Raw genomic sequence first — 19,128 nt, 5'->3', positions numbered from 1 at the left:
GATGGAGATGTTTGGCGATCCCGCAATCTGGCTTCCCTTCGCCTTCGCCGGGCTGATGGGCCTCTCGATCCTGATCTATGTCGTCCTCGATGGGTTCGATCTTGGCGTCGGCGTGCTGACGCCGCTCGCCGACGGAAAAGAGAAGGACATGATGATCGCCTCGATCGGCCCGTTCTGGGATGCGAACGAGACATGGCTGGTGCTGGCGGTCGGGCTTCTGCTCGTCGCCTTTCCGGCGGCGCATGGCTCGATCCTGACCGCGCTCTATCTGCCTTGCGTTCTTCTGCTGGTCGCGCTGATTCTCCGCGGCGTCGCCTTCGAGTTCCGCGCCAAGTCGACGGGCGCGGCGCACAAGCGCTGGAACCTCGTCTTCTTCATCGGCTCGCTCGGCGCATCGCTGGCGCAGGGCTTCATGCTCGGACTCTACATCATGGGCTTGAAGGTGACGCTGGCCACGGTCGGCTTCGCGTTTGTGGCCGCGCTGGCGTTGAGCGCATCCTACGCCTTTATCGGCGCGTGCTGGCTGATCCTGAAGATGGAGGGAGAGCTGCAATGGCGCGCGGTCGCCTGGGCGCGGCGCGGGCTGTTCGCGATGATCGGCGGATTCGCGATCATCTCGGTCGTGACGCCGCTGGTGAGCGAGCGGATCTTCGACAAGTGGTTCTCCTTCCCCGAGATCATCCTCCTCTCGCCGCTCCCCATCGCGGCGGCGGCGGTGGGGCTGATTCTTTTCCGCCTGCTCGAACGGTCGCCGATGGAGGGGGACCGGCTTTCCTGGGCGCCCTTCGCCCTCGCCTCGGTGCTCTTCATCCTCGCCTTCGCCGGGCTCGCCTATTCCTTCTATCCCTATGTCGTCCCCGACCAGTTGACGATCTATGAAGCCGCGAGCGCGCCCGAGAGCCTGCTGATCATCCTGATCGGCGCGCTTTTCGTCCTGCCGGTGATCCTCGGCTATACGATTGTCGCCTATACGGTGTTCCGCGGGAAAGCGACGAAGCTGACCTATTACTGAGATCGCGAACGCGCGCGGCGACGCCGCGCGCGCCCCGTTCGGCGCACGGCTTGCGGAGGGGGCGGCGGGCTCAGCCCATCTCCACCTTGAGCTTCATCAACTCGTCGAAATTCCTGACGCCGAGCTGAATCATCGTGGTTTTCACCTGCAACGCCAGCAGATCGAGCGAAGCCGCGCCGCGCGCGCCGAGCGCGGCGCAGGCGTAATAGGGGAGACGGCCGACCATCACGAAATCCGCGCCGAGACGGATCAGCTTCAGAATATCGAGCCCGTCGGTGACGCCGCCATCGGCGAGGATCGCGACCTTGCCCTTCACCGCAGCGGCGATCGGCGGCAGGAGTTCGGCCGTGCCCGGCGCCGCGTCAAGCTGGCGGCCGCCATGATTGGAGACGACGATCCCGTCTACGCCGACCTTCGCGAAATCCTCCGCGTCCTCCGCCGCCATCACGCCCTTCACCACCAGCTTGCCATCCCATTTGTCGCGAAGGCGCCTGATCTCCTCCGGCCCGACCGGGCGGAGGCAGTTCTGCAGCAGCCACATCTCCGCCTCCGCCGCGCCGCCGCCGGAATAGGTGGAGATGTTCGGCAGGCCCGGTTCGCCGGCCTTCAGCGTGTCCAGCGCCCAGCGCGGCCGGAGCGCGAGGTCGCGCGCCAGAACCAGCGGCGAGGGTTTCGCCGCGACGCCGGCGCGGATGGTCCGCTCGCGCCACTGGTGGCCGGGTATGTCGAGCGTCGGCATCAGCACGGAGACGCCCAGCGCCTTCATCCGCGCCAGGATGTCGGTCTGCACGTCCTCCGGGCGCGGCCAGTAGAACTGGTGCCAGGGCGCCTTGCCGGCGGCGGAGCGGATCGTCTCGACGCTGTGCGACGCGACGAAGGAGAGGCAGAAGGGAATGCCGAGCGCAGCGGCCTTCTTCGCCAGCGCCGGCGCGCTCTCCGGGTGGAAGAGCCCGCCCATCCCGACCGGCGCGACGCCGAACGGATAGGCCGAGCGTTCGCCGAGAATCTCGACCGAGGCGTCGACCGCGACGCCCTCGTCCACCGTGCGCGGCGTCAGCAGGACGCGGTCGATCGAGGCGTAATTCCGCGCCAGCCCGATATCCCGGCCGATGCCGCCGTCGAGATATTCGAATGCGAAATGCGGGATCCGCCGGCGCGCCCCTTCGCGAAAGTCGGCGAAGGACGCGAAGCGCGCCGGAAGATCAGGCTTTTCAAGCGGCTGGGCCATGTTCGTTCCCCCGAAATCTCAGGGCAACTTGCGGCGGCCCGGCCGAAAAGAAAAGCCCCGCAGCTTAGACCTTTTTCGCGAGAAGATCGCGAATATCGAGCAGGAGCTCTTCCTGCGTCGGCCCCGCCGGCGCGGCCTCCGGCGCCGGTTCTTCCTTGCTGAGAAGCTGGTCGCGGGCCCGGTTCATCGACCGGATCAGGATGAAGAGAATCCACGCGACGATCAGGAAGGCGATCACGGCGTTGATGAACACGCCCCATTTGATCACCGCCGCGCCGGCTTCCTCCGCCGCCGCGAGCGAGGCGTATTCACCCTCGCCGAGCACGGTGAAAATCTCGGTGAAATCCACCCCGCCCGTGAAATAGCCGACGATGGGCATGAGGATGCCATCGACCAGCGACTTGACGATGGTGGTGAAGGCGGCGCCGATGATGATGCCGACCGCCATGTCGAGCACGTTGCCCTTCATGGCGAATTCTTGAAATTCCTTGAGCATGTTTCTGTTCCTCTCCTGGACGGGCGGAGCGCGCCGTCCCCGCGCCGTTACAATACCGCGAATGCGGCGAATTGAGGACCTTCAGGAACGGAGCGCGCCGCCGGTCGCCTTTTCGACGCCGGCGACGACGCGCGCCGCCACCGCTTCGATCTCCTCGTCCGTCAAAGTGCCTTTGGTCGGTTGAAGCCGGACGGAGATGGCGACGGACTTCCGCCCTTCGCCCATCTGCGCCTCTGCTTTCGGGCCGTCGAAGACGTCGAAGACCGACGCCTCCTCTATCAGCGCCTTGTCCGCGGCGCGCGCCGCGCGCAGAATCGTCTCCGCCTCGGTGCGCGCATCGACGACGAAGGCGAAGTCCCGCTCCACCGCCTGGTACGCGGAGAGCGCGAGCGCGGGACGGGCGCCGCCCTTCGCTTTCGGGAAGGGCGCATTCTCCAGATAGACCGCCATGGCGACGACCGGACCCTTCACGTCGAGCGCGGCCAGCACGCTCGGGTGCAGCTCGCCGAAGACCGCGAGGGTGTTCTTCGGGCCGAGCTTCAGCGCCGCAGCGCGGCCAGGATGGAGCCAGTTCGGCGCCTCCTCTCGCACGGCGGTCAGCCGGGCGACGGGGGCGCCGATGGCGCTGAGCACCGCCTCGGCGTCGGCGCGCGCGTCATGGAGATCGACCGGACGGCGGACGCCGGACCAGTGCCGCGGCGCGGTCGCGCCGACCCTGATCGCCGCGGCGACATCGCGCTGCTCGCCCGGCTCGGGGCCGAAATACTCCGCGCCGACCTCGAAAAGCCCGAAATCGCCGATGTTTCGCGCCTGGTTGCGCGCCGCCGCCGCCAGCAGGCCGGGCAGCGGCGAGGGCCGCATGTCGGAAAGCTCGGAGGAGATCGGGTTCTCCAGCTTCAGGAGCGGGTCGCCGCCGCCGAAGAGCGCGGCCTCCTTTCCCGAAACGAAGGAATAGGTGACGCATTCGTTGAGTCCGGCCGCCGCCAGCCGCCGGCGCGCCAGCGCGGTGCGTTTCTGCATCGGTTTCAGCACCGCGCCCTGCACGCCCGGCTTCGCGGGGCGCATCGGCCGCGCCTCCAGCTTCGTGAGGGAGGCGACGCGGGCGATCTCCTCCACGAGATCCGCCTCTCCCTTCACGTCGGGCCGCCAGGAGGGGACGGAGACGTCGTAGCCCTCCGCCGTCTTCTTCGCCTCGAAGCCGAGCGCGCCAAGGATGCGGACCTGCTCCTCCGCCGCGATCTCAAGCCCGACGAGGCTCATGGTGCGGGCCGGGTCGAGCCGGTAGCTGCGCGCGGAGTCGGGGGCCGCGCCGGCCGTGACCACCTCAGAGGCTTCACCGCCGCAAAGATCGAGGATCATCCGCGTCGCCAGCTCCAGCCCCGGGCGGGCGAATTCGGGGTCTGCGCCGCGCTCGAACCGGTAACGGGCGTCGGAGACGATCTTCAGCCGCCTTCCCGCCGCCGCGATCGTCACCGGGTCCCAGTGCGCGCTTTCGACGAAGACGTTCACCGTCTCCGCCGTGCAGCCGGTCGCCGCGCCGCCCATGATCCCGGCGATGCTTTCCGGCCCGTTCGCGTCCGAGATCGCCAGCATCGTCGGCTCCAGCGCGTAGTCCTTGTCGTCGAGCGCGGTGATCGTCGATCCGGTCTCGGCCCAATGGACGCGCAGCGCGCCCTTCACCTTGTCGGCGTCGAAGACATGGAGCGGGCGGTTGCGGTCATAGGTCAGGAAATTGGTGATATCGACCAGCGCCGATATGGGCCGAAGGCCGATGGCGCGAAGCCGCGTCTGAAGCCATTTCGGCGACGGGCCGTTCGCGACGTTGCGGATCAGCCGGCCGCAGAAAAGCGGCGCCGCCTGTAGCGCGTCGGCGTCGATGGTCACGTCGATGGGGCAGGGGAAGGCGCCGGCGACCGGCTCTATGGCCGGCGTCTTCACGGCCCCAAGCCCGCGTGCGCCGAGGTCGCGGGCGATCCCCGCGACGCCGAGCGCGTCCGGCCGGTTCGGAGTCACCGCGATTTCGATCACCGGATCGTCGAGACCGGCGTAATCGATATAGCGGGCGCCGAGCGGCGCCGTTTCCGGCAATTCGATGATCCCGTCATGCTCGTCGGAGATCATCAGCTCGCGCTCGGAGCAAAGCATGCCGTTCGACGCGACGCCGCGGATGACGCCCGGTTTCAGGTCGACCCCGGTGCCGGGAATATGCGTTCCCGGCGCGGCGAAAACGCCGACCAGCCCGGTCCGCGCGTTGGGCGCGCCGCAGACGACCTGAACCTCCTCGGACGGCGCGTCCGGCCCGTTCGGCCAGGTCTCGACCCGACAGAGCTTGAGCCGGTCGGCGTCGGGGTGCCGGCCGGCCTCGATCACCCGGGCGATGGTGAAGGCGCCAAGCGCCGCCGCCGGGTCCTCAACCCCTTCGACCTCCAGCCCGAGATCGGTGAGGGTCTCCAGGATTTCATCGAGCGGGGCCTCCGTCTCCAGATGGTCCCTGAGCCAGTTCAGCGTGAATTTCATCGGTCGTCATCCGGTCGGTCGATAAGGTCGGCCGGGGTGTAGCGGATAACGCCGGTCGGGCAAAGGGCGTTCAGGCGATCCGGAGTTCGACCTCCGCCGTCTCGCCGATCCGGTAGCGCACGTGGTCGCCGGCTTGCGGCGCGCGGGTGCGGATCACCGAGCCGGTGATGATCACCTCGCCCGCCTTCAGCGCGCGCCCCGCCCCGGTCAGCACCGAAGCAACCCAGGCGAGGGAGCCGAACGGGTCCGCGTCGCCGACCCGCGCCGTCGCCGGCGGCTCGTCGTTCCAGAAGAGCGCGCCGGAAAGCTCATCGACATCGAGTTCGCGCCAGCCCTCGATCGCGGGGCCGAGCACGATCCCGGCGCACCAGGCGTTGTCGGCCGCCATGGTCAGCCCGTTCAGCGCGCTGTAATCGGCGCCGCGATCGATGATCATCTCGAAGGCCGGGTGGATCGAGGCGACCCTGCCGCGCGCCGCCGCGGCGTCGAGCGGCCCGTCGTCCGGCGTGATATCGGCGCCCAGCTTCACCGCCAGTTCGAATTCGAGGCCGAGCCCGTGATAGGCGGCGAGATCCAGCGTCGCCGGGCTGTCGTGGATCTCGGAGGCGAAAATCCCGCCGGCGAGCGGGTGGTCGACGCCGCAAAGCGCCTGCTGCACCTTCGAGGCCAGCGCGATCTTCCGTCCGCCAAGCGCGCCGCGCCCCGTTTCGGCGTGGATCTCCTGAAGGCGGAACTGCGCCGCGTAGGCTTCCGCCATGTCGCGCGGCGCGAGATCGCCTTCGAGATTGCGAAACGGCTCTCCCGCTTCATGTTGGCGGATGATCTCGCGCGCGATGGCGTCGGTGCGGTCGGTCGTCATTCATCTCCCCTTCAACATGATGCGCGCGATCTCCAGATAGAGCCGCGCGGCGGCGCTCAACTGAGCAAGTTCGATATATTCGTCTGCGGCGTGCGCCTGCGCCAGATCGCCCGGCCCGCAGATCACCGCCGGACAGCCGAAATTCGGCGCGTCCGTCCCGCCCGGAAAGGCGACCGGCGCGGCCGGCGCGCCGACGCGCGCGGCCGCGGCCAGCGCGGCGCGGAGGATCGCCGCCTCCTCCGGCGTGTCGAGGCCTGCGACCTCCGGGGCCGGGGCGCCGACGCGCGCCTTCACGCCGGCGCCGGCGATGACGGCTTCGATCTCCGCCCGCAGCGTCGCCGCGTCCTCCGCCGGCAGGGTGCGCCGGTCCACCGTAAGCACGGCCTGCGCCGGCACCGCCGAATGGCTTTCCCCGCCGGTCATCAGCACCGGCGTCGCACGGCCATGACCGAGGAGCGGATGCGGCGGGCGGGCGAGAAGCGCGGCGTCATAGTCGGCGATGGCGCGGATCAGAGTCGCCGCGGAAACGAGCGCGTTTTCACCGAGTTCGGGGCGCGAGGAATGGGCGCCGACACCTTCTATGGTGATCGGAAAGGCCGACTGGCCCTTGTGCGCCGGCGCGGCGGCGAGGCGCGTCGGCTCGCAGACGACGCAGGAATCGGCCTTCGGAGCCGCGCTTCGCCGGCCGCCGGCGAAGAGCGAACCGGTCATGAGATGTTCCTCGTCAACGACGAACATCAGCAGCAGATCCCCGGCGAGGGCCTCGCCCTTCGCCAGGCGCGCCGTCTCCAGCATCGCCGCGAGCGGCCCCTTCATGTCGACCGCGCCGCGGCCGTGAAGGCGCCCGTCTTCGACCCGCGCCTCGAACGGCGCGTCGTCACAGTTCTCGACCCCGACCGTGTCGGTATGCCCGGCGAGCATCAGCGTCGGCCCGCCGCCGGCGCCGCGCAGCCGGCCCCAGACGTTCGGGCGCCCCGGCGCGACCTCCTCTCGTCCGGTCTCCAGCCCGATATCGGCCATCGCCGTGAGCAGCCAGGCGGCGATCTCCGCCTCGCGCCGCCCCGGCCCCGGCGCGGCGTCATAGGGGTTGACCGAAGGGATGCGGACCATCGCGGCGAGGTCGCGGGTCATGGCGGCGAGGTCGGGTGTGCTCATCGCCGGCAAGATGGCCGAAAGCGCGCGCCAAGGCGAGCGGAATTGCTTTGACGCCCGGCGCGGTTTCGGCCTAGCTCGCCCGATGCGAGCCATTCCCGCGACGCGAGACGAGAATTTGCGCGGCGCCGCCCTGATGATGGCGGCGATGGTCGCTTTCATTCTCAACGACACCTTGCTCAAGACGCTCTCGGGCGAGGTGCCGGTCCTGCAGGCGGTGTTCGTTCGCGGCCTCTTCGCCGTCGTGCTGATCGGCGGGCTCGCGGCGTACCGGGGCGAGACCCGCCTCCGGGCGCTGCCGCCCCGTGACCGCTGGCGCGGGATTCTGCGCGCCCTGGCGGAGGTCGGCGCGACGATCTGCTTTCTCACCGCGCTTTTCGCCATGCCGATCGCCAACGTGACCGCGATAATGCTCGCCTCGCCGATGGTGCTGACGATGATCGGGGCGACGCTACTGGGCGAGTCCGTGGGCTGGCGGCGATGGTCGGCGATTTTCGCCGGGTTCGCCGGCGTCCTGCTCATCGTGAAACCGGGGACTGAGGCTTTCAACTACGCCTCGCTCTGGGCGGTCGGCGCGATCTTCTTCGTCTGCATCCGCGATCTCGCGACGCGGCGGCTGTCGCCCTCGACGCCGTCGGTGCTCATCTCGCTGATCACGGCGGTCGCGATCACCATTCTCGGCGGTCTTGCGGTGCTGATCGAGGGCTGGGCGCCGATGCAGGCCGCCCATGTCGGCCGGCTGGCGCTCGCGGCGCTGTTCGTTTTCGCCGGCTATACCTTGAGCGTGATGACGATGCGCGTCGGCGACATGGGCTTCGTCACGCCGTTTCGCTACACGATGCTGATCTGGGCGCTGCTCCTCGGCTGGGCGGTCTTCGGCGATACGCCGGGGCCGCTGACGCTGGCCGGCGCCGGGCTTGTCGTATGCGCGGGGGTCTATTCCTTTCTCCGCGCCGGGCGCGCCGTCGGCTGAAAGGTCAGGCCCGCTGGCGCTGGGCCAGCCAGATGCCGCCGATCACCAGCGCCAGCGCCGCGCCATGATAGGGTGCGAACACCTCGCCGAGGATCAGGATGGCGAGGATCGAGGCGAAGATCGGCACGAGGTTGATATAGACCCCGGCCCGCCCCGGCCCGATCAGGTCCACCCCGCGAAGGAAGAAGAGCTGCGCGATGCACGAGGGGAAGATCGCGATCATCAGCGTCAGCCCGATCCCCTTCGCCGTCGGCCAGGGATAGCCGGGCTGAATCGCTTCCCAGGCCGCCAGCGGCAGGGCGGAGATCGCCGCGACCAGCGCCAGAAGCGTGAAGAGCGCGGTTCCCGGCATGTCCGGGCGCTTCCGGAGCGCGACCGCGTATCCCGAATAGAGCACGGTGGCCGCGAGCATGATCAGATCGCCTTCGTTGAAGGAGAGCGCGGTCAGCCGCTGGATGTCGCCGCCGCTCGCCACCAGGACGACGCCGACAAGGGTCAGGACGACGCCGAGCATCTGCATGGGGCCGACCCGGTCGCCATAGGCGAGAAAGGCGCCGATCAGCACCGCGACCGGCATTGCGCCCTGAAGAATGCCGATATTGATGCCGGTCGTGTGGGCGGAGGCGATGTAAAAGAGCGTATTGAATCCGGTGAACCCGGCGATCGAGGCGAGCGCGAGAAACCCGAGCCGCCCACGCAGCGCCGGCCAGCAGGCCCGCGCCTCGCGCCCGTAAAGCGTCCACATGATCGACGCGACCATCACCCAGCGCAGAAACACCACCGCGAAGGGGGTGATCTCCCCGACCACGAGCTGCCCGAAGATCGCGTTCATCGCCCACATCGCCGCGGTGAGCGTCATCAGAACGGTGGGGGTGCGGTAAAGCGCGGCGAGCATGGCCGGATTGGTTGCACGGGCCGGGGCCGGGGGCAAGGCTTGGCGGTGGCGGTCGTCAGGCGTAGCGTGCTGCGGTCGGGGGAAGGGTGACGCGATGGCGGTTGGCGACGGAGCGGAGAGCGCGGGCTTGGTCGACGCCGTGCTTTCGTGGCTTTCGGCGGCCTGGCTGAATCAGGGCTTCACGATCTTCGGCCTTGTGGTGGCTGCTATCGTCATTGCGACTGGCGGGCGGATCTGGCGAAACATCGCCAAGTCTCGAGGAAGCCAGACCACTGCGACCGAAGCCGTGAAGGGAAGCGCAGGGCGCCCGATCACCGTTCCCGCGCCGAACCCGAACTATACCGGGCGCGCGGAAAAGCTGGACCAACTCGCCGACGCGCTGCGCTCCGGTCACGCCGCCTCGATCATCGGGATCGAGGGGATGGGCTGTGTCGGCAAGACCGGAACGGCGCAGGTCGTCGCGCACCGGCTGCTCGGCGAAGGCAGGTTCGCGGACGGCGCGGTGATGATCGATCTGCAAGGGTTTTCGGAGAGCGGCGCCGGTCCGCTCCCCGCCCGCGACGCGTTGAACGCGCTGCTCTCGCAGCTTGGCGAAACGGCGCGGGCGCTCCCCGATGACCCGGCGCAGGCGGAGGCGGCGCTGCGGGCGCTCTGGCTGAAGGCGACCTCCGGCAAAGATATCCTCGTCATTCTCGACAACGCGCGGGACGGGGATCAGGCGCGGCCGCTTCTGCCCGGCGAGGGCGCGAGCGTCCTCGTCACCAGCCGCAACCCGGTCGATCTGCCGGGCGTAGAGCAGGTGCGGATCGACCGGCTCGGCGAAACCGACGCGCGGGTGCTGATGGACGTGCTCGTCCCCGATCTCGGCGGGGCGGATGTGAAGACCTGGCTTGAAGTGGCGGACGGCTTGCCGCTGCTGATCGAGGTGATGGAATATCCGCTCCGCCACCGCGCCGGCCGCAGCGCGGCTTCGGTGCTGGCCGATTACGCCGCGCTCGACGGCGGCGGCGACAGGCTGGCGCAGGTGCAGGCCCGGCTCGCGCTCTCCGTCGATGCGCTGGGGCCGGAGGAGGCCGCGCGCTGGGCCGGGCTGTCGCAGTTCGAGGGCGGGTTTCACGCGCAATCGGCGGCGACGATGTGGGGCGTGGAGCGTGCGACGGCGGAAGCGTTGCTCGAAATCTTCCACCATCGCAGCCTGATCATCCCGGTCGATTCACCCTTCGCGGAGGATCACGGCGCCCGCTGGCGGCTCCACGACCATCTCCGCGCTGTCGGCCGCGCCCGGCTCGCCGCCGACCCGGACGCGAAACCGCTCCGCGACGGCTGGCTCCGCGCCGCGCTGGAGATGATGGGGATCGCGGGCGACCAGTATGACAGCCACGGCGACGGGATCGCCGCCGGGCTCGCCTTGCTCGATCAGGAACTGGCGACGATCCGCGCGGCGGCGGAAGTTGCGGGCGCGTCCGCTGCGGTGGATGATGCCGCGGCTGATGTGGCGATGCGGCTGCCGAACTTCGGCGGGCTGGACTTGAGGCTCGCCCTTTCTGAGCGCATTCGCTGGCTTGAGGCCGGCCTTCCGGGCGCCCGGCGCCGTGGCGAGAAAACCGCAGAGGCTGCCCTTCTTGGCAATCTCGGCCATCGACTGCGGCTGAGCGGCGATCTCGAACGGGCGGAGGAAACGCTGCTGAAGTCGCTAACGCTCAACGAGGAAATGGGGCTGAAGCAAGGGATATCGGCCAGCTACGGCAATCTTGGCCTCCTTTACCACACCCGGGGCGAACTCGGCCGATCAGAGGAGATGTATCTGAAGGGGCTGGCGATCGACATCGAGATGGGGCGGAAGGAGGGGATTGCGGTCAAATACGGCAATCTCGGCATCCTTCACTGCGCCCGAGGCGAACTTGATCGGGCGGGGGAGATGCTTCTGAAGGCGCTGAAACTCGACGAGGAGATGGGGCGGAAGGAGGGTATGGCCGAAAATTCCCTCAACATAGCGGCGCTCCGCTTCGACCAATATCGCCCCGCGGAGGCGCTGCAACTGGCGGAGCGCGCGCGGGCGCTCTTTAGTGAAATGGGCGCGAAACAGGGGATCGAGCGAGTGGACATGCTGATCGCCACAATCAACGCGCGGCTCTGACACGCCTCACGCCCGGTGCCCGATCCGCATCTTCTCCGGCAGCAGCCCCTTCGGGCTGAAGCGCAGCGCCAGCAGCAGGATCAGGCCCATCAGCACCATGCGCATATAGGCGGCGCTGTCGAGCAGGTGGGTCCGGAGGGCGTTGTCCTCGCCCATGCCCGAGGTCAGAACATCCATCAGCCAGCGCCCGACCGGCTCCGCCTCCACCCAGACGAACCAGATCAGGAACCCGCCGAGGACCGAGCCCCAGTTGTTGCCGGAGCCGCCGACGATCACCATCACCCAGATCAGGAAGGTGAAGCGCAGGGGATTATAGGTGCCCGGCGTGAACTGCCCGTCGAGCGTGGTGAGCATCGCGCCGCCGATCCCGCAGACCGCGGAGCCGATGACGAAGGCGTGCAGGCGCCGGCGGGTCACGTCCTTCCCCATCGCCTCCGCCGCTTCCTCGTTGTCGCGGATCGCCCGCATCATCCGGCCCCACGGCGAGTTCAACGCCCGTTCCGACAGCCAGAGCAGCGCGAGCAGGACCACCGCGAAAAGCCCGGCATAGGCCAGTTTGACGAAAATCGACGAGGCCTCCATCGGGTCGAGGCCGAAGGACGCCGCGCGGGCGACGAACCAGTCCGCCTGCTGCAGGTCGATCTCGTAGGGGACCGGGCGCGGCAGGCCGGTGACGTTCTTCACACCGCGCGTCAGCCAGTCCTCGTTCTTGGCGATGAAGACGATGATCTCGGAAATGCCGAGCGTGGCGATGGCGAGATAGTCCGAACGCAGGCCAAGCGCGACCTTGCCGATCAGCCAGGCGACCCCGGCCGCCATCAGCCCGCCGATCGGCCAGGCGAGGACGATTGGCAGGCCGAGCCCGCCGAGATAGCCGGAAAGCGCGGGGTCGATCGCCTCGATCCGGTCGACCGCAGGGTCGAAGGCCAGCCGGGCGAGGAAATAGCCGATCAGCGCCGCCGCGGCGACCGCCAGATTGCGCTTCCGGCCCCGCCCGATGCGCGCCCGGATCAGGAGGATCGCGACGACCGTCGCCGCGACCGCCAGAAATGCGAGGAAAAGTCCCGCCCCGCCGGTCGCCCAGGCTTCGCGGACAGGCTGCGCGGAGACCAGCACCGCCGCGACCCCGCCGACCGCGGCGAAGCCCACTGTGCCGACATTGAAGAGACCTGCGTAGCCCCACTGGATGTTCACCCCGAGCGCCATGATCGAGGAGATCAGACAGAGATTGACGATGCCGAGTGCGACCGACCAGCTCTGCGTCATGCCGACGCCGGTCAGCACCGCCGCCATGACGGCGAAGAGGATCGGGCCGCGCCAGGTGGGGCTCATATCACCTTCCCCCGCAGGATGCCGGTCGGCCGGACCAGCAGGACGACGACCAGGATCACGAAGGAGACCGCGAACTTGTACTCGGTGCCAAGAAGCTGGACGAGGCTGTCCGGCGCGAGACTGTCTGGCAGGAGATGGCCGAGCACGCGCTTATAGGCGTAGGTCACCGTCACTTCCGAATAGGCGATGACGAAGCCGCCGACGATCGCCCCCACCGGGCTGCCGATTCCTCCGACGATCGCTGCGGCGAACATCGGCAGGATGAGTTGGAAATAGGTGAAGGGCTTGAAGGTCTTGTCGAGGCCGTAAAGCGTGCCGGCGATGGTCGCGAGCGCGGCGACCAGCAGCCAGGCGATCATCACCACGCGGTCCGGGTCGACGCCGGAGAGCAGCGCCAGATCCTCATTGTCGGAATAGGCGCGCATCGCCTTTCCCGTCCGGGTTTTCTGCAGAAACCAGAACAGCGCGATCACGACGACGACGGCGACGACGAGGGTGAGAAGGGTGGAGGCCTTGATCGCCAGCCCCTCCGCCAGCCCGGTCATGCGCTTGAAATCGCCGGCGGTGACGAGGAACCGCGCGCCGTCCGCGAAGCTCTGGTCGTCCGGGCCGATGATGAACCGGACGACGCCGTTCATCACGAACATCACCCCGACCGAGACGATGACGAAGATCACCGGCTGGCTATGCTGGCGCCGATGGAAGCGATAGACGAGCCTGTCGGTCGCCAGGACGAACGCCGCCGTCGCCACGATCCCCGCCGGCAGCGCCAGGAGCGCGGTCGGCAACGGCGCGATGCTCACCCCGACGCCTTGCAGCGCCCAGGTCGCCAGCACCGTGACCATCGCCCCGAAGGCCATCGTGTCGCCATGGGCGAAATTGGAGAATCTGAGCACCGCGTAGACCAGCGTGATGCCGAGCGCGCCGAGCGCGAGCTGCGCGCCGTAGGAGGCGCCGGGCACCAGCACGAAATTGGCGAAGACGACGAGGGCGTTGAGTATGTCGGTCACAGCGCCCCCACGGAAACATGACCCCGGCCTCGCGCCGGGGTCTCGAACAGCCGGGCGCAGGCGGGCCGCGCGCCAGAGGATCCGGGTCCCGGCTTGAAGCCGGGACCTTGCACTATCGGCTTGTCCGCGCGCGCCATCATCCCCCCAGAAAACTCCGCCGCACTTCAGGGTTGGCCAGAAGCGCGGCGCCGGTGTCGGTGTAGCGGTTTTCGCCGGTCACCAGCACGAAGCCGTGATCGGCGATCTCCAGCGCCTGCCTTGCGTTCTGCTCGACCATCAGGATGGCGATACCGGCGCGGCGGATCTCGATGATGCGGTCGAAAAGCTCGTCCATGACGATGGGCGAGACGCCGGCGGTCGGCTCGTCCAGCATCAGCACCGTCGGCCGCGTCATCAGCGCCCGGCCGACCGCGACCTGCTGGCGCTGGCCGCCGGAAAGCTCGCCGGCGTTCTGGCGCTGTTTCTCGCGCAGGATCGGAAAAAGGTCGAACACCTGCTCCATCGTCCCGGAAATGTCGTCGCGCCGGAGATAGGCGCCCATCTCCAAATTCTCGCGCACCGTCATGCCGGCGAAGATATTGGCGTTCTGCGGCACGAAGGCCATGCCCTCCGGCACCCGGTCCTGCGGCGCGAGCCGGGTGATGTCGCGCCCGTCGAGCCGGACCGAGCCGGCGGTCAGGTCCAGCATCCCGAAGACCGCCTTCATCGCGGTGGATTTCCCGGCCCCGTTCGGCCCGACGATCACCGCGATCTCGCCCCGGTCGACGGAGATCGTGCAATCGTTGAGAATGGTCGTGCCGCCATAGCCGCCGGTCATCCCCTCGCCGATGAGAAAGGGCTCGGCCATCAGGCGCCGACCTCGGCCTTGTTCTTCACGCCGTGGCCGAGATAGGCCTCGATCACCCGCTCGTCGGCCATTACCTCCGCGGCGCTTCCCTGCATCAGCACCTTGCCTTCGGCCATCACGATCACCGGGTCGCAGAGCCGGCCGATGAAGTCCATGTCGTGCTCGATCATGCAGAAGGTGTAGCCGCGCTCTTCGTTCAGGCGGACGATCGCGTCGCCGATCGTGTTCAGCAGCGTGCGGTTCACGCCGGCGCCGACCTCGTCGAGGAAGACGATCTTGGCGTCGACCATCATCGTGCGGCCCAGCTCCAGCAGCTTCTTCTGGCCGCCGGAAAGGTTGCCGGCGCGCTCCTCCGCGACATGGCCGATACCGAGGAATTCAATCACCTCGTCGGCCTTCTCGCGGATCGCCCGTTCCTCGGCCCGCACTTTCGCGGGCGAGAACCAGGCGTTCCATAGCGTCTCCCCGGCCTGGTCGGGGGCGGCCATCATCAGGTTGTCGCGAACCGAAAGCGTGCCGAACTCATGCGCGATCTGGAAGGTCCGCAAGAGCCCGCGGTCGTAGAGCTCATGCGGCGGCAGGCCGGTGATCTCCTCGTCGTCGAGGAAGATGCGCCCGGAGGTCGGCGGAAAGGCGCCGGCGACGCAGTTGAAAAGCGTGGTCTTGCCGGCGCCGTTCGGCCCGATCAGCCCGGTGATCGCGCCCGCGGCCAGCTCAAGCGTCGCGCCGTCGACGGCGCGAACGCCGCCGAAATTCTTGTGAACATCTTCGCAACGGATCATCGCGCGCCCCTGTCGCGATGGCCCGGCGCGTCCGCGCCGGGCCATCGCCGCGTCAAGAAGACCGGATCAGCGGTAGCCGACCGTTTCGATCTTGCCGTCTTCGATCTTGATCTCGCGGTAGTTTCCGGCGCTCTCGCCCGGCTCGATCAGTTCGACCGCCGACGCGCCGACATAATCGATATCGCCGCCGTCGCGGATGATCTTCAGCGCCTTGGCCAGCTCGCCCGGCTGGATTTGCTCGCCCGGCGCGTTCGCGACCTCCATGACCTTGTCCTTGAACGCGGCGCTGTCGGTGGAGCCCGCGGCCTCCATCGCCAGCATGATCAGCGCGGCGGCGTCATAGCTTTCCGGCGAGAAGGCGCCGGAGGTGAAGCCGGCCTCTTCGGCCATCTTCAGATAGTTCGTCGCGCCCTCGCTGTCGGTGCCGGGAAGCGCGCCGTAGGAGCCGTTCAGCCCGTCGCCGATCGCGTCCGGCAGCGCCTGTCCGACCATGCCGTCCGGCAGGTAGAACGTGTCGAACGCGCCGCTGTCCAATGAAGCCTGGATGATCCCCTTGCCGCCCTGATCGACATAGCCGGCGACGACCAGCACTTCGCCGCCCGCGGCGGCGAGCGCGCCGACCTCGGCGGAGTAATCCGCCTTGCCATCCTCATGCGAGGCGTTGATCGTCACCGATCCGCCCGCCGCCTTGAAGTTGGTCTCGATCGAATCCGCGAGGCCCTTGCCGTAATCGTTGTTCGTGTAGCTGATCGCGATTTCCTTCACGCCCTTGTCGGTGAGGACGTCGGAGACGATCTTTCCCTGGCGCGCGTCCGAGGGCGAGGTGCGGAAGAAGAGCCCGTTATCCTCGATCGTGGTCAGCGCCGGCGAGGTCGCGGAGGGCGAGACCATCACCACGCCGTTCGCCAGCGCGACGTTCTGCAGGATCGCCGTGGTGACGCCCGAGCAGTCCGCGCCGACGATGGCGGCGATCCCGTCCGAGGTGATCAGCCGCTCGGCGGCGGCGGAGGCGGCGGCGGCGTCGATGCAGGTCGAATCGCCCCTGACCGAGACGACGTTCATGCCGCCGAGGATCCCGCCCGCGTCGGTGACTTCCTTCATGGCGAGTTCAGCGCCGGCGGCCATCGCCGGGGTGATCGACTCCAGCGGGCCAGTATAGCCGAGGATGACACCGAGTTTGACATCGTCAGCGGCGGCGCCGCCGGCCAGAGCGAAACTCGCCGCTGCGGCGGCGATCAGGGTCTTTTTCATTAATCCTCTCCCATTGAGGTCGCAAATTATCCGTTCGCGGCTTCGAGCGCGAAACTGAAACGATATGACGGGAGATTTGCGCAGGATTCAAGCGGGGGAACGCGCCCCCCGCCTGAAGGGATGTCAGAGCGCGCTTCGACGCCGCCCCAGAAAGCCAATCACGCCAAGCGCGCCGACGAGAAGCGGCAGGCTGGCCGGGAGCGGCACGACCGTCGCGCCCGAATAGGCGACATTGTCGAATGCGAAACCGTCGGCCGAGGGGCCGCCCAATGCGTCGAAGACGAAAGAAACCGAACTGAACGCGGTGTCGGAGATCACGCCGCTGAAGAGCAGGCTTGTCCCGTCCTGCAACGGCGTGAAGCTTTCGCCGGCGACCAGAATTGAAGTCAGCAACCCCGAATTGCCGAGATTTCTCGTATCGATCCCGAACGCGAAGATCGGCGCGTCGAAGGTGAAGGTCAGCGCCTCGTCGTCCTGCAGGATGGCCTGCCCGAACGTGGTGCCGTCGATTATACTGGAGCCGAAGGAAAACGGGGACGCGTCAAGCTGGTTCGTCGGCTCGCCGCCGGCGGACACGACGTCCGATTCCGTCGAGATCGTGAAATCGCCGATATCCAGCGGCGACAGGAACGACGTGTCATTCGTGAAGTCGTTGAACGTTTCAGTCGTCAGCGGCCCGCTGACATTGGCCTCGAAAATCGCGCGATCGGTGAAGGTCACGATCGCGGCGGAAGCCGGATGAGCCGTGACGGCGGCCAGCAGGCCGAGCGTGGCCGGCCGAAGAAAAACGTGAATGCCGATCATGTCGTCAAACCCCTTACCCGTTTGGAAGTGCAGAAAGTTAACAGGAAATGAGGCGGAAATAGGGCCGGGCGCGCCGCCCCGGCTCAGCCCTGCGTCGGGTGGAACCTGCCGGCGGGGGAGAGGGTGAAGATCTCGCAGCCCTCCTCGGTCACGCCGATCGAATGCTCGAACTGCGCCGAGAGCGACTTGTCGCGGGTCACCGCCGTCCAGCCGTCGGAGAGGATCTTGGTCTCCGGCCGGCCGAGATTCACCATCGGCTCGATGGTGAAGAACATGCCGGGGCGCAGCACGGCGCCGGTCCCCGGGCGCCCGTAATGCAGGACGTTCGGCGCGTCGTGGAAAACCCGGCCGAGCCCGTGGCCGCAGAAATCCCGCACCACGCCGCAGCGCTCGCCCTCGGCGTAGCGCTGGATGGCGTGGCCGATATCGCCAAAGGTCGCGCCGGGGCGAACCTCGGCGATGCCACGCATCAGCGATTCATGGGTGATGTCGATCAGCCGCTCGGATTTGCGGTTCGGCGCGCCGGCGACATACATCCGGCTGGTGTCGCCGAACCAGCCGTCGAGGATCGTGGTGACGTCGATATTGAGGATGTCGCCCGGTTTCAGCACCCGGGCGCCCGGAATCCCGTGGCAGACCACATGGTTGATCGAGATGCAGGAAGATTTCGTGTAGCCGCGATAGCCGAGCGTCGCCGGAACTGCGTCGTGGGCGACGATATATTCGTGGATCAGGTCGTCCAGCCGCTCGGTCGTGACGCCGGGGACCACATGCTCCGCGATCATGTCGAGCACCTCGGCCGCGAGCCGTCCGGCGGCGCGCATCCCGTCGAAGTCCTGCCGGGAGTGGAGCTTGATCCCCTCCGGCGTCCTGTCGCTCGTCGTCCGCTCCACCTTGCCGTTTCCCTGGCCGCTGGTTCCTGTCTTCGCCGTCCTCTAGCGAGTCGCCGCAGTTTCGACCGTTCCGCGCCATCGTTCAAGCCGCTTACGGCTGAAGCTGCGGCGAAGCGCGGCGGGTCGCTTTCCGGGGTCGATCCTGTATATCGCGAAGGGACCGGTGGAGGATATGGGAATGAACGAGCGAAATAGCCAGCCGACGGCGGCGATGATCGTGATCGGGGACGAGGTGCTCTCTGGGCGCACGCGCGAGGGAAACGCCTGGCGGCTCGCGGGGGTGATGACCGAAATCGGCGTGTCGCTGCGGGAGATTCGCGTCATTGCGGACGATCGCGCCGCCATCGTCGAGGCGGTCAACGCGCTGCGCGCACGCTTCGATCATGTCTTCACTTCCGGCGGGATCGGGCCGACCCATGACGACATCACCGCCGACAGCATCGCCGCCGCCTTCGGTGTGAAGATCGACGTGCGGGACGACGCGCGGGCGATCCTGACCGCGCACTACAAGGCGGGCGAACTGAACGAATCTCGCCTGCGCATGGCGCGGATACCGGATGGCGCGACGCTGATTCGCAACCCGGTCAGCCAGGCGCCGGGCTTCACCATCGGCAATGTCCACGTCATGGCCGGCGTCCCGGAGATCTTCGCGGCGATGCTGGAGGAGATCCGCCCGACCCTGAAGGGCGGCGCGCCGCTCCTGAGCTGGAGCATCCGGGTCGAGGCCCCCGAAGGCGAGCTGGCTACGCCGCTCGGCGCCGTCGCGGCGCGCCATCCCGACGTCTCGTTCGGCTCCTACCCGTTCTACCGCTCCGTGGCCGGCTCCACCCTGGTGGCGCGCGCGCAGGACCGGAGCGCGCTGGAGGCCGCCGTCGCCGATCTGCGCGCGGCGCTGAAGGGCCTCGGAATCGAGCGCTACGAGGAGACGCCGCCGGGTTGA

General features: G+C 68.1%; 17 protein-coding genes. 4 read left to right on the top strand and 13 right to left on the bottom strand.

The annotated features are described in order from the left end of the window. Position 1: 1 nt before the first annotated feature. Positions 2 to 1,012: a cytochrome d ubiquinol oxidase subunit II gene (locus G5B40_RS09890; RefSeq protein ID WP_165098046.1), complete on the top strand. Its 1,011-nt coding sequence runs from the start codon at positions 2 to 4 to the stop codon at positions 1,010 to 1,012. A gap of 70 nt (positions 1,013 to 1,082) precedes the next feature. Here the strand turns inward: G5B40_RS09890 and G5B40_RS09885 are convergent, their stop codons facing one another. The 5 genes from G5B40_RS09885 to G5B40_RS09865 form a co-directional block, all read right to left on the bottom strand. Further along, positions 1,083 to 2,240 (bottom strand): alpha-hydroxy acid oxidase, encoded by a 1,158-nt coding sequence (locus tag G5B40_RS09885; RefSeq protein ID WP_165098044.1) that lies wholly within the window; start codon positions 2,238 to 2,240, stop codon positions 1,083 to 1,085. Positions 2,241 to 2,304: 64 nt separating this feature from the next. Next, positions 2,305 to 2,736 (bottom strand): large conductance mechanosensitive channel protein MscL, encoded by a 432-nt coding sequence (gene mscL / locus G5B40_RS09880; RefSeq protein ID WP_165098040.1) that lies wholly within the window; start codon positions 2,734 to 2,736, stop codon positions 2,305 to 2,307. Between the two features lie 81 nt (positions 2,737 to 2,817). Further along, on the bottom strand, positions 2,818 to 5,253 hold the full coding sequence (gene pheT / locus G5B40_RS09875; protein ID WP_165098038.1) for a phenylalanine--tRNA ligase subunit beta: 2,436 nt from the start codon (positions 5,251 to 5,253) through the stop codon (positions 2,818 to 2,820). A 70-nt stretch (positions 5,254 to 5,323) separates the two neighbouring features. Next, positions 5,324 to 6,112: a 2-keto-4-pentenoate hydratase gene (locus G5B40_RS09870; protein WP_165098035.1), complete on the bottom strand. Its 789-nt coding sequence runs from the start codon at positions 6,110 to 6,112 to the stop codon at positions 5,324 to 5,326. Continuing rightward, entirely contained in the window at positions 6,113 to 7,267 is a 1,155-nt protein-coding gene (locus G5B40_RS09865; protein ID WP_165098032.1) for a M20 family metallopeptidase, read from the bottom strand. It lies immediately after the preceding gene. Between the two features lie 82 nt (positions 7,268 to 7,349). Here G5B40_RS09865 and G5B40_RS09860 point away from each other — a divergent pair, with 82 nt between their 5' ends. After that, the gene (locus tag G5B40_RS09860; RefSeq protein ID WP_165098029.1) at positions 7,350 to 8,237 is read left to right on the top strand and encodes a DMT family transporter; all 888 of its coding nucleotides are present in this window, start codon (positions 7,350 to 7,352) and stop codon (positions 8,235 to 8,237) included. 4 nt (positions 8,238 to 8,241) lie between these two features. On the opposite strand, the gene G5B40_RS09855 is transcribed toward G5B40_RS09860, so the two are convergent. Next, on the bottom strand, positions 8,242 to 9,132 hold the full coding sequence (locus G5B40_RS09855; RefSeq protein ID WP_165098026.1) for a DMT family transporter: 891 nt from the start codon (positions 9,130 to 9,132) through the stop codon (positions 8,242 to 8,244). A gap of 94 nt (positions 9,133 to 9,226) precedes the next feature. On the opposite strand from G5B40_RS09855, the gene G5B40_RS09850 reads away from it, so the two are divergent. After that, positions 9,227 to 11,269, top strand: coding sequence for a tetratricopeptide repeat protein (locus tag G5B40_RS09850; protein WP_165098023.1), 2,043 nt, complete (start codon positions 9,227 to 9,229; stop codon positions 11,267 to 11,269). Positions 11,270 to 11,275: 6 nt separating this feature from the next. Here G5B40_RS09850 and G5B40_RS09845 read toward each other — a convergent pair whose 3' ends face one another. The 7 genes from G5B40_RS09845 to map form a co-directional block, all read right to left on the bottom strand. After that, complete coding sequence (locus G5B40_RS09845) at positions 11,276 to 12,601, bottom strand: branched-chain amino acid ABC transporter permease (protein ID WP_165098020.1); 1,326 nt, start codon at positions 12,599 to 12,601, stop codon at positions 11,276 to 11,278. Next, a complete protein-coding gene (locus G5B40_RS09840; protein WP_165098017.1) occupies positions 12,598 to 13,611 on the bottom strand; it encodes a branched-chain amino acid ABC transporter permease in 1,014 nt (337 codons plus the stop codon). The genes G5B40_RS09845 and G5B40_RS09840 overlap by 4 nt, the downstream gene beginning before the upstream one ends. A gap of 136 nt (positions 13,612 to 13,747) precedes the next feature. Next, complete coding sequence (locus G5B40_RS09835) at positions 13,748 to 14,458, bottom strand: ABC transporter ATP-binding protein (protein WP_165098015.1); 711 nt, start codon at positions 14,456 to 14,458, stop codon at positions 13,748 to 13,750. Next, a complete protein-coding gene (locus tag G5B40_RS09830) occupies positions 14,458 to 15,240 on the bottom strand; it encodes an ABC transporter ATP-binding protein (protein WP_165098013.1) in 783 nt (260 codons plus the stop codon). The genes G5B40_RS09835 and G5B40_RS09830 overlap by 1 nt, the downstream gene beginning before the upstream one ends. Positions 15,241 to 15,306: 66 nt before the next feature. Next, entirely contained in the window at positions 15,307 to 16,491 is a 1,185-nt protein-coding gene (locus G5B40_RS09825; RefSeq protein WP_165098011.1) for an ABC transporter substrate-binding protein, read from the bottom strand. A gap of 123 nt (positions 16,492 to 16,614) precedes the next feature. After that, on the bottom strand, positions 16,615 to 17,295 hold the full coding sequence (locus G5B40_RS09820) for a VPLPA-CTERM sorting domain-containing protein (RefSeq protein ID WP_165098009.1): 681 nt from the start codon (positions 17,293 to 17,295) through the stop codon (positions 16,615 to 16,617). 83 nt (positions 17,296 to 17,378) lie between these two features. After that, positions 17,379 to 18,188 (bottom strand): type I methionyl aminopeptidase, encoded by an 810-nt coding sequence (map, locus tag G5B40_RS09815; protein ID WP_165098006.1) that lies wholly within the window; start codon positions 18,186 to 18,188, stop codon positions 17,379 to 17,381. Between the two features lie 178 nt (positions 18,189 to 18,366). On the opposite strand from map, the gene G5B40_RS09810 reads away from it, so the two are divergent. Further along, positions 18,367 to 19,128, top strand: coding sequence for a competence/damage-inducible protein A (locus tag G5B40_RS09810; RefSeq protein ID WP_165098003.1), 762 nt, complete (start codon positions 18,367 to 18,369; stop codon positions 19,126 to 19,128).

This window comes from Pikeienuella piscinae (assembly GCF_011044155.1).
GTDB lineage: Bacteria > Pseudomonadota > Alphaproteobacteria > Rhodobacterales > Rhodobacteraceae > Pikeienuella > Pikeienuella piscinae.
Note: the sequence above shows the minus strand (reverse complement) of the source record. Positions and strands in the feature narration are given on the sequence as shown.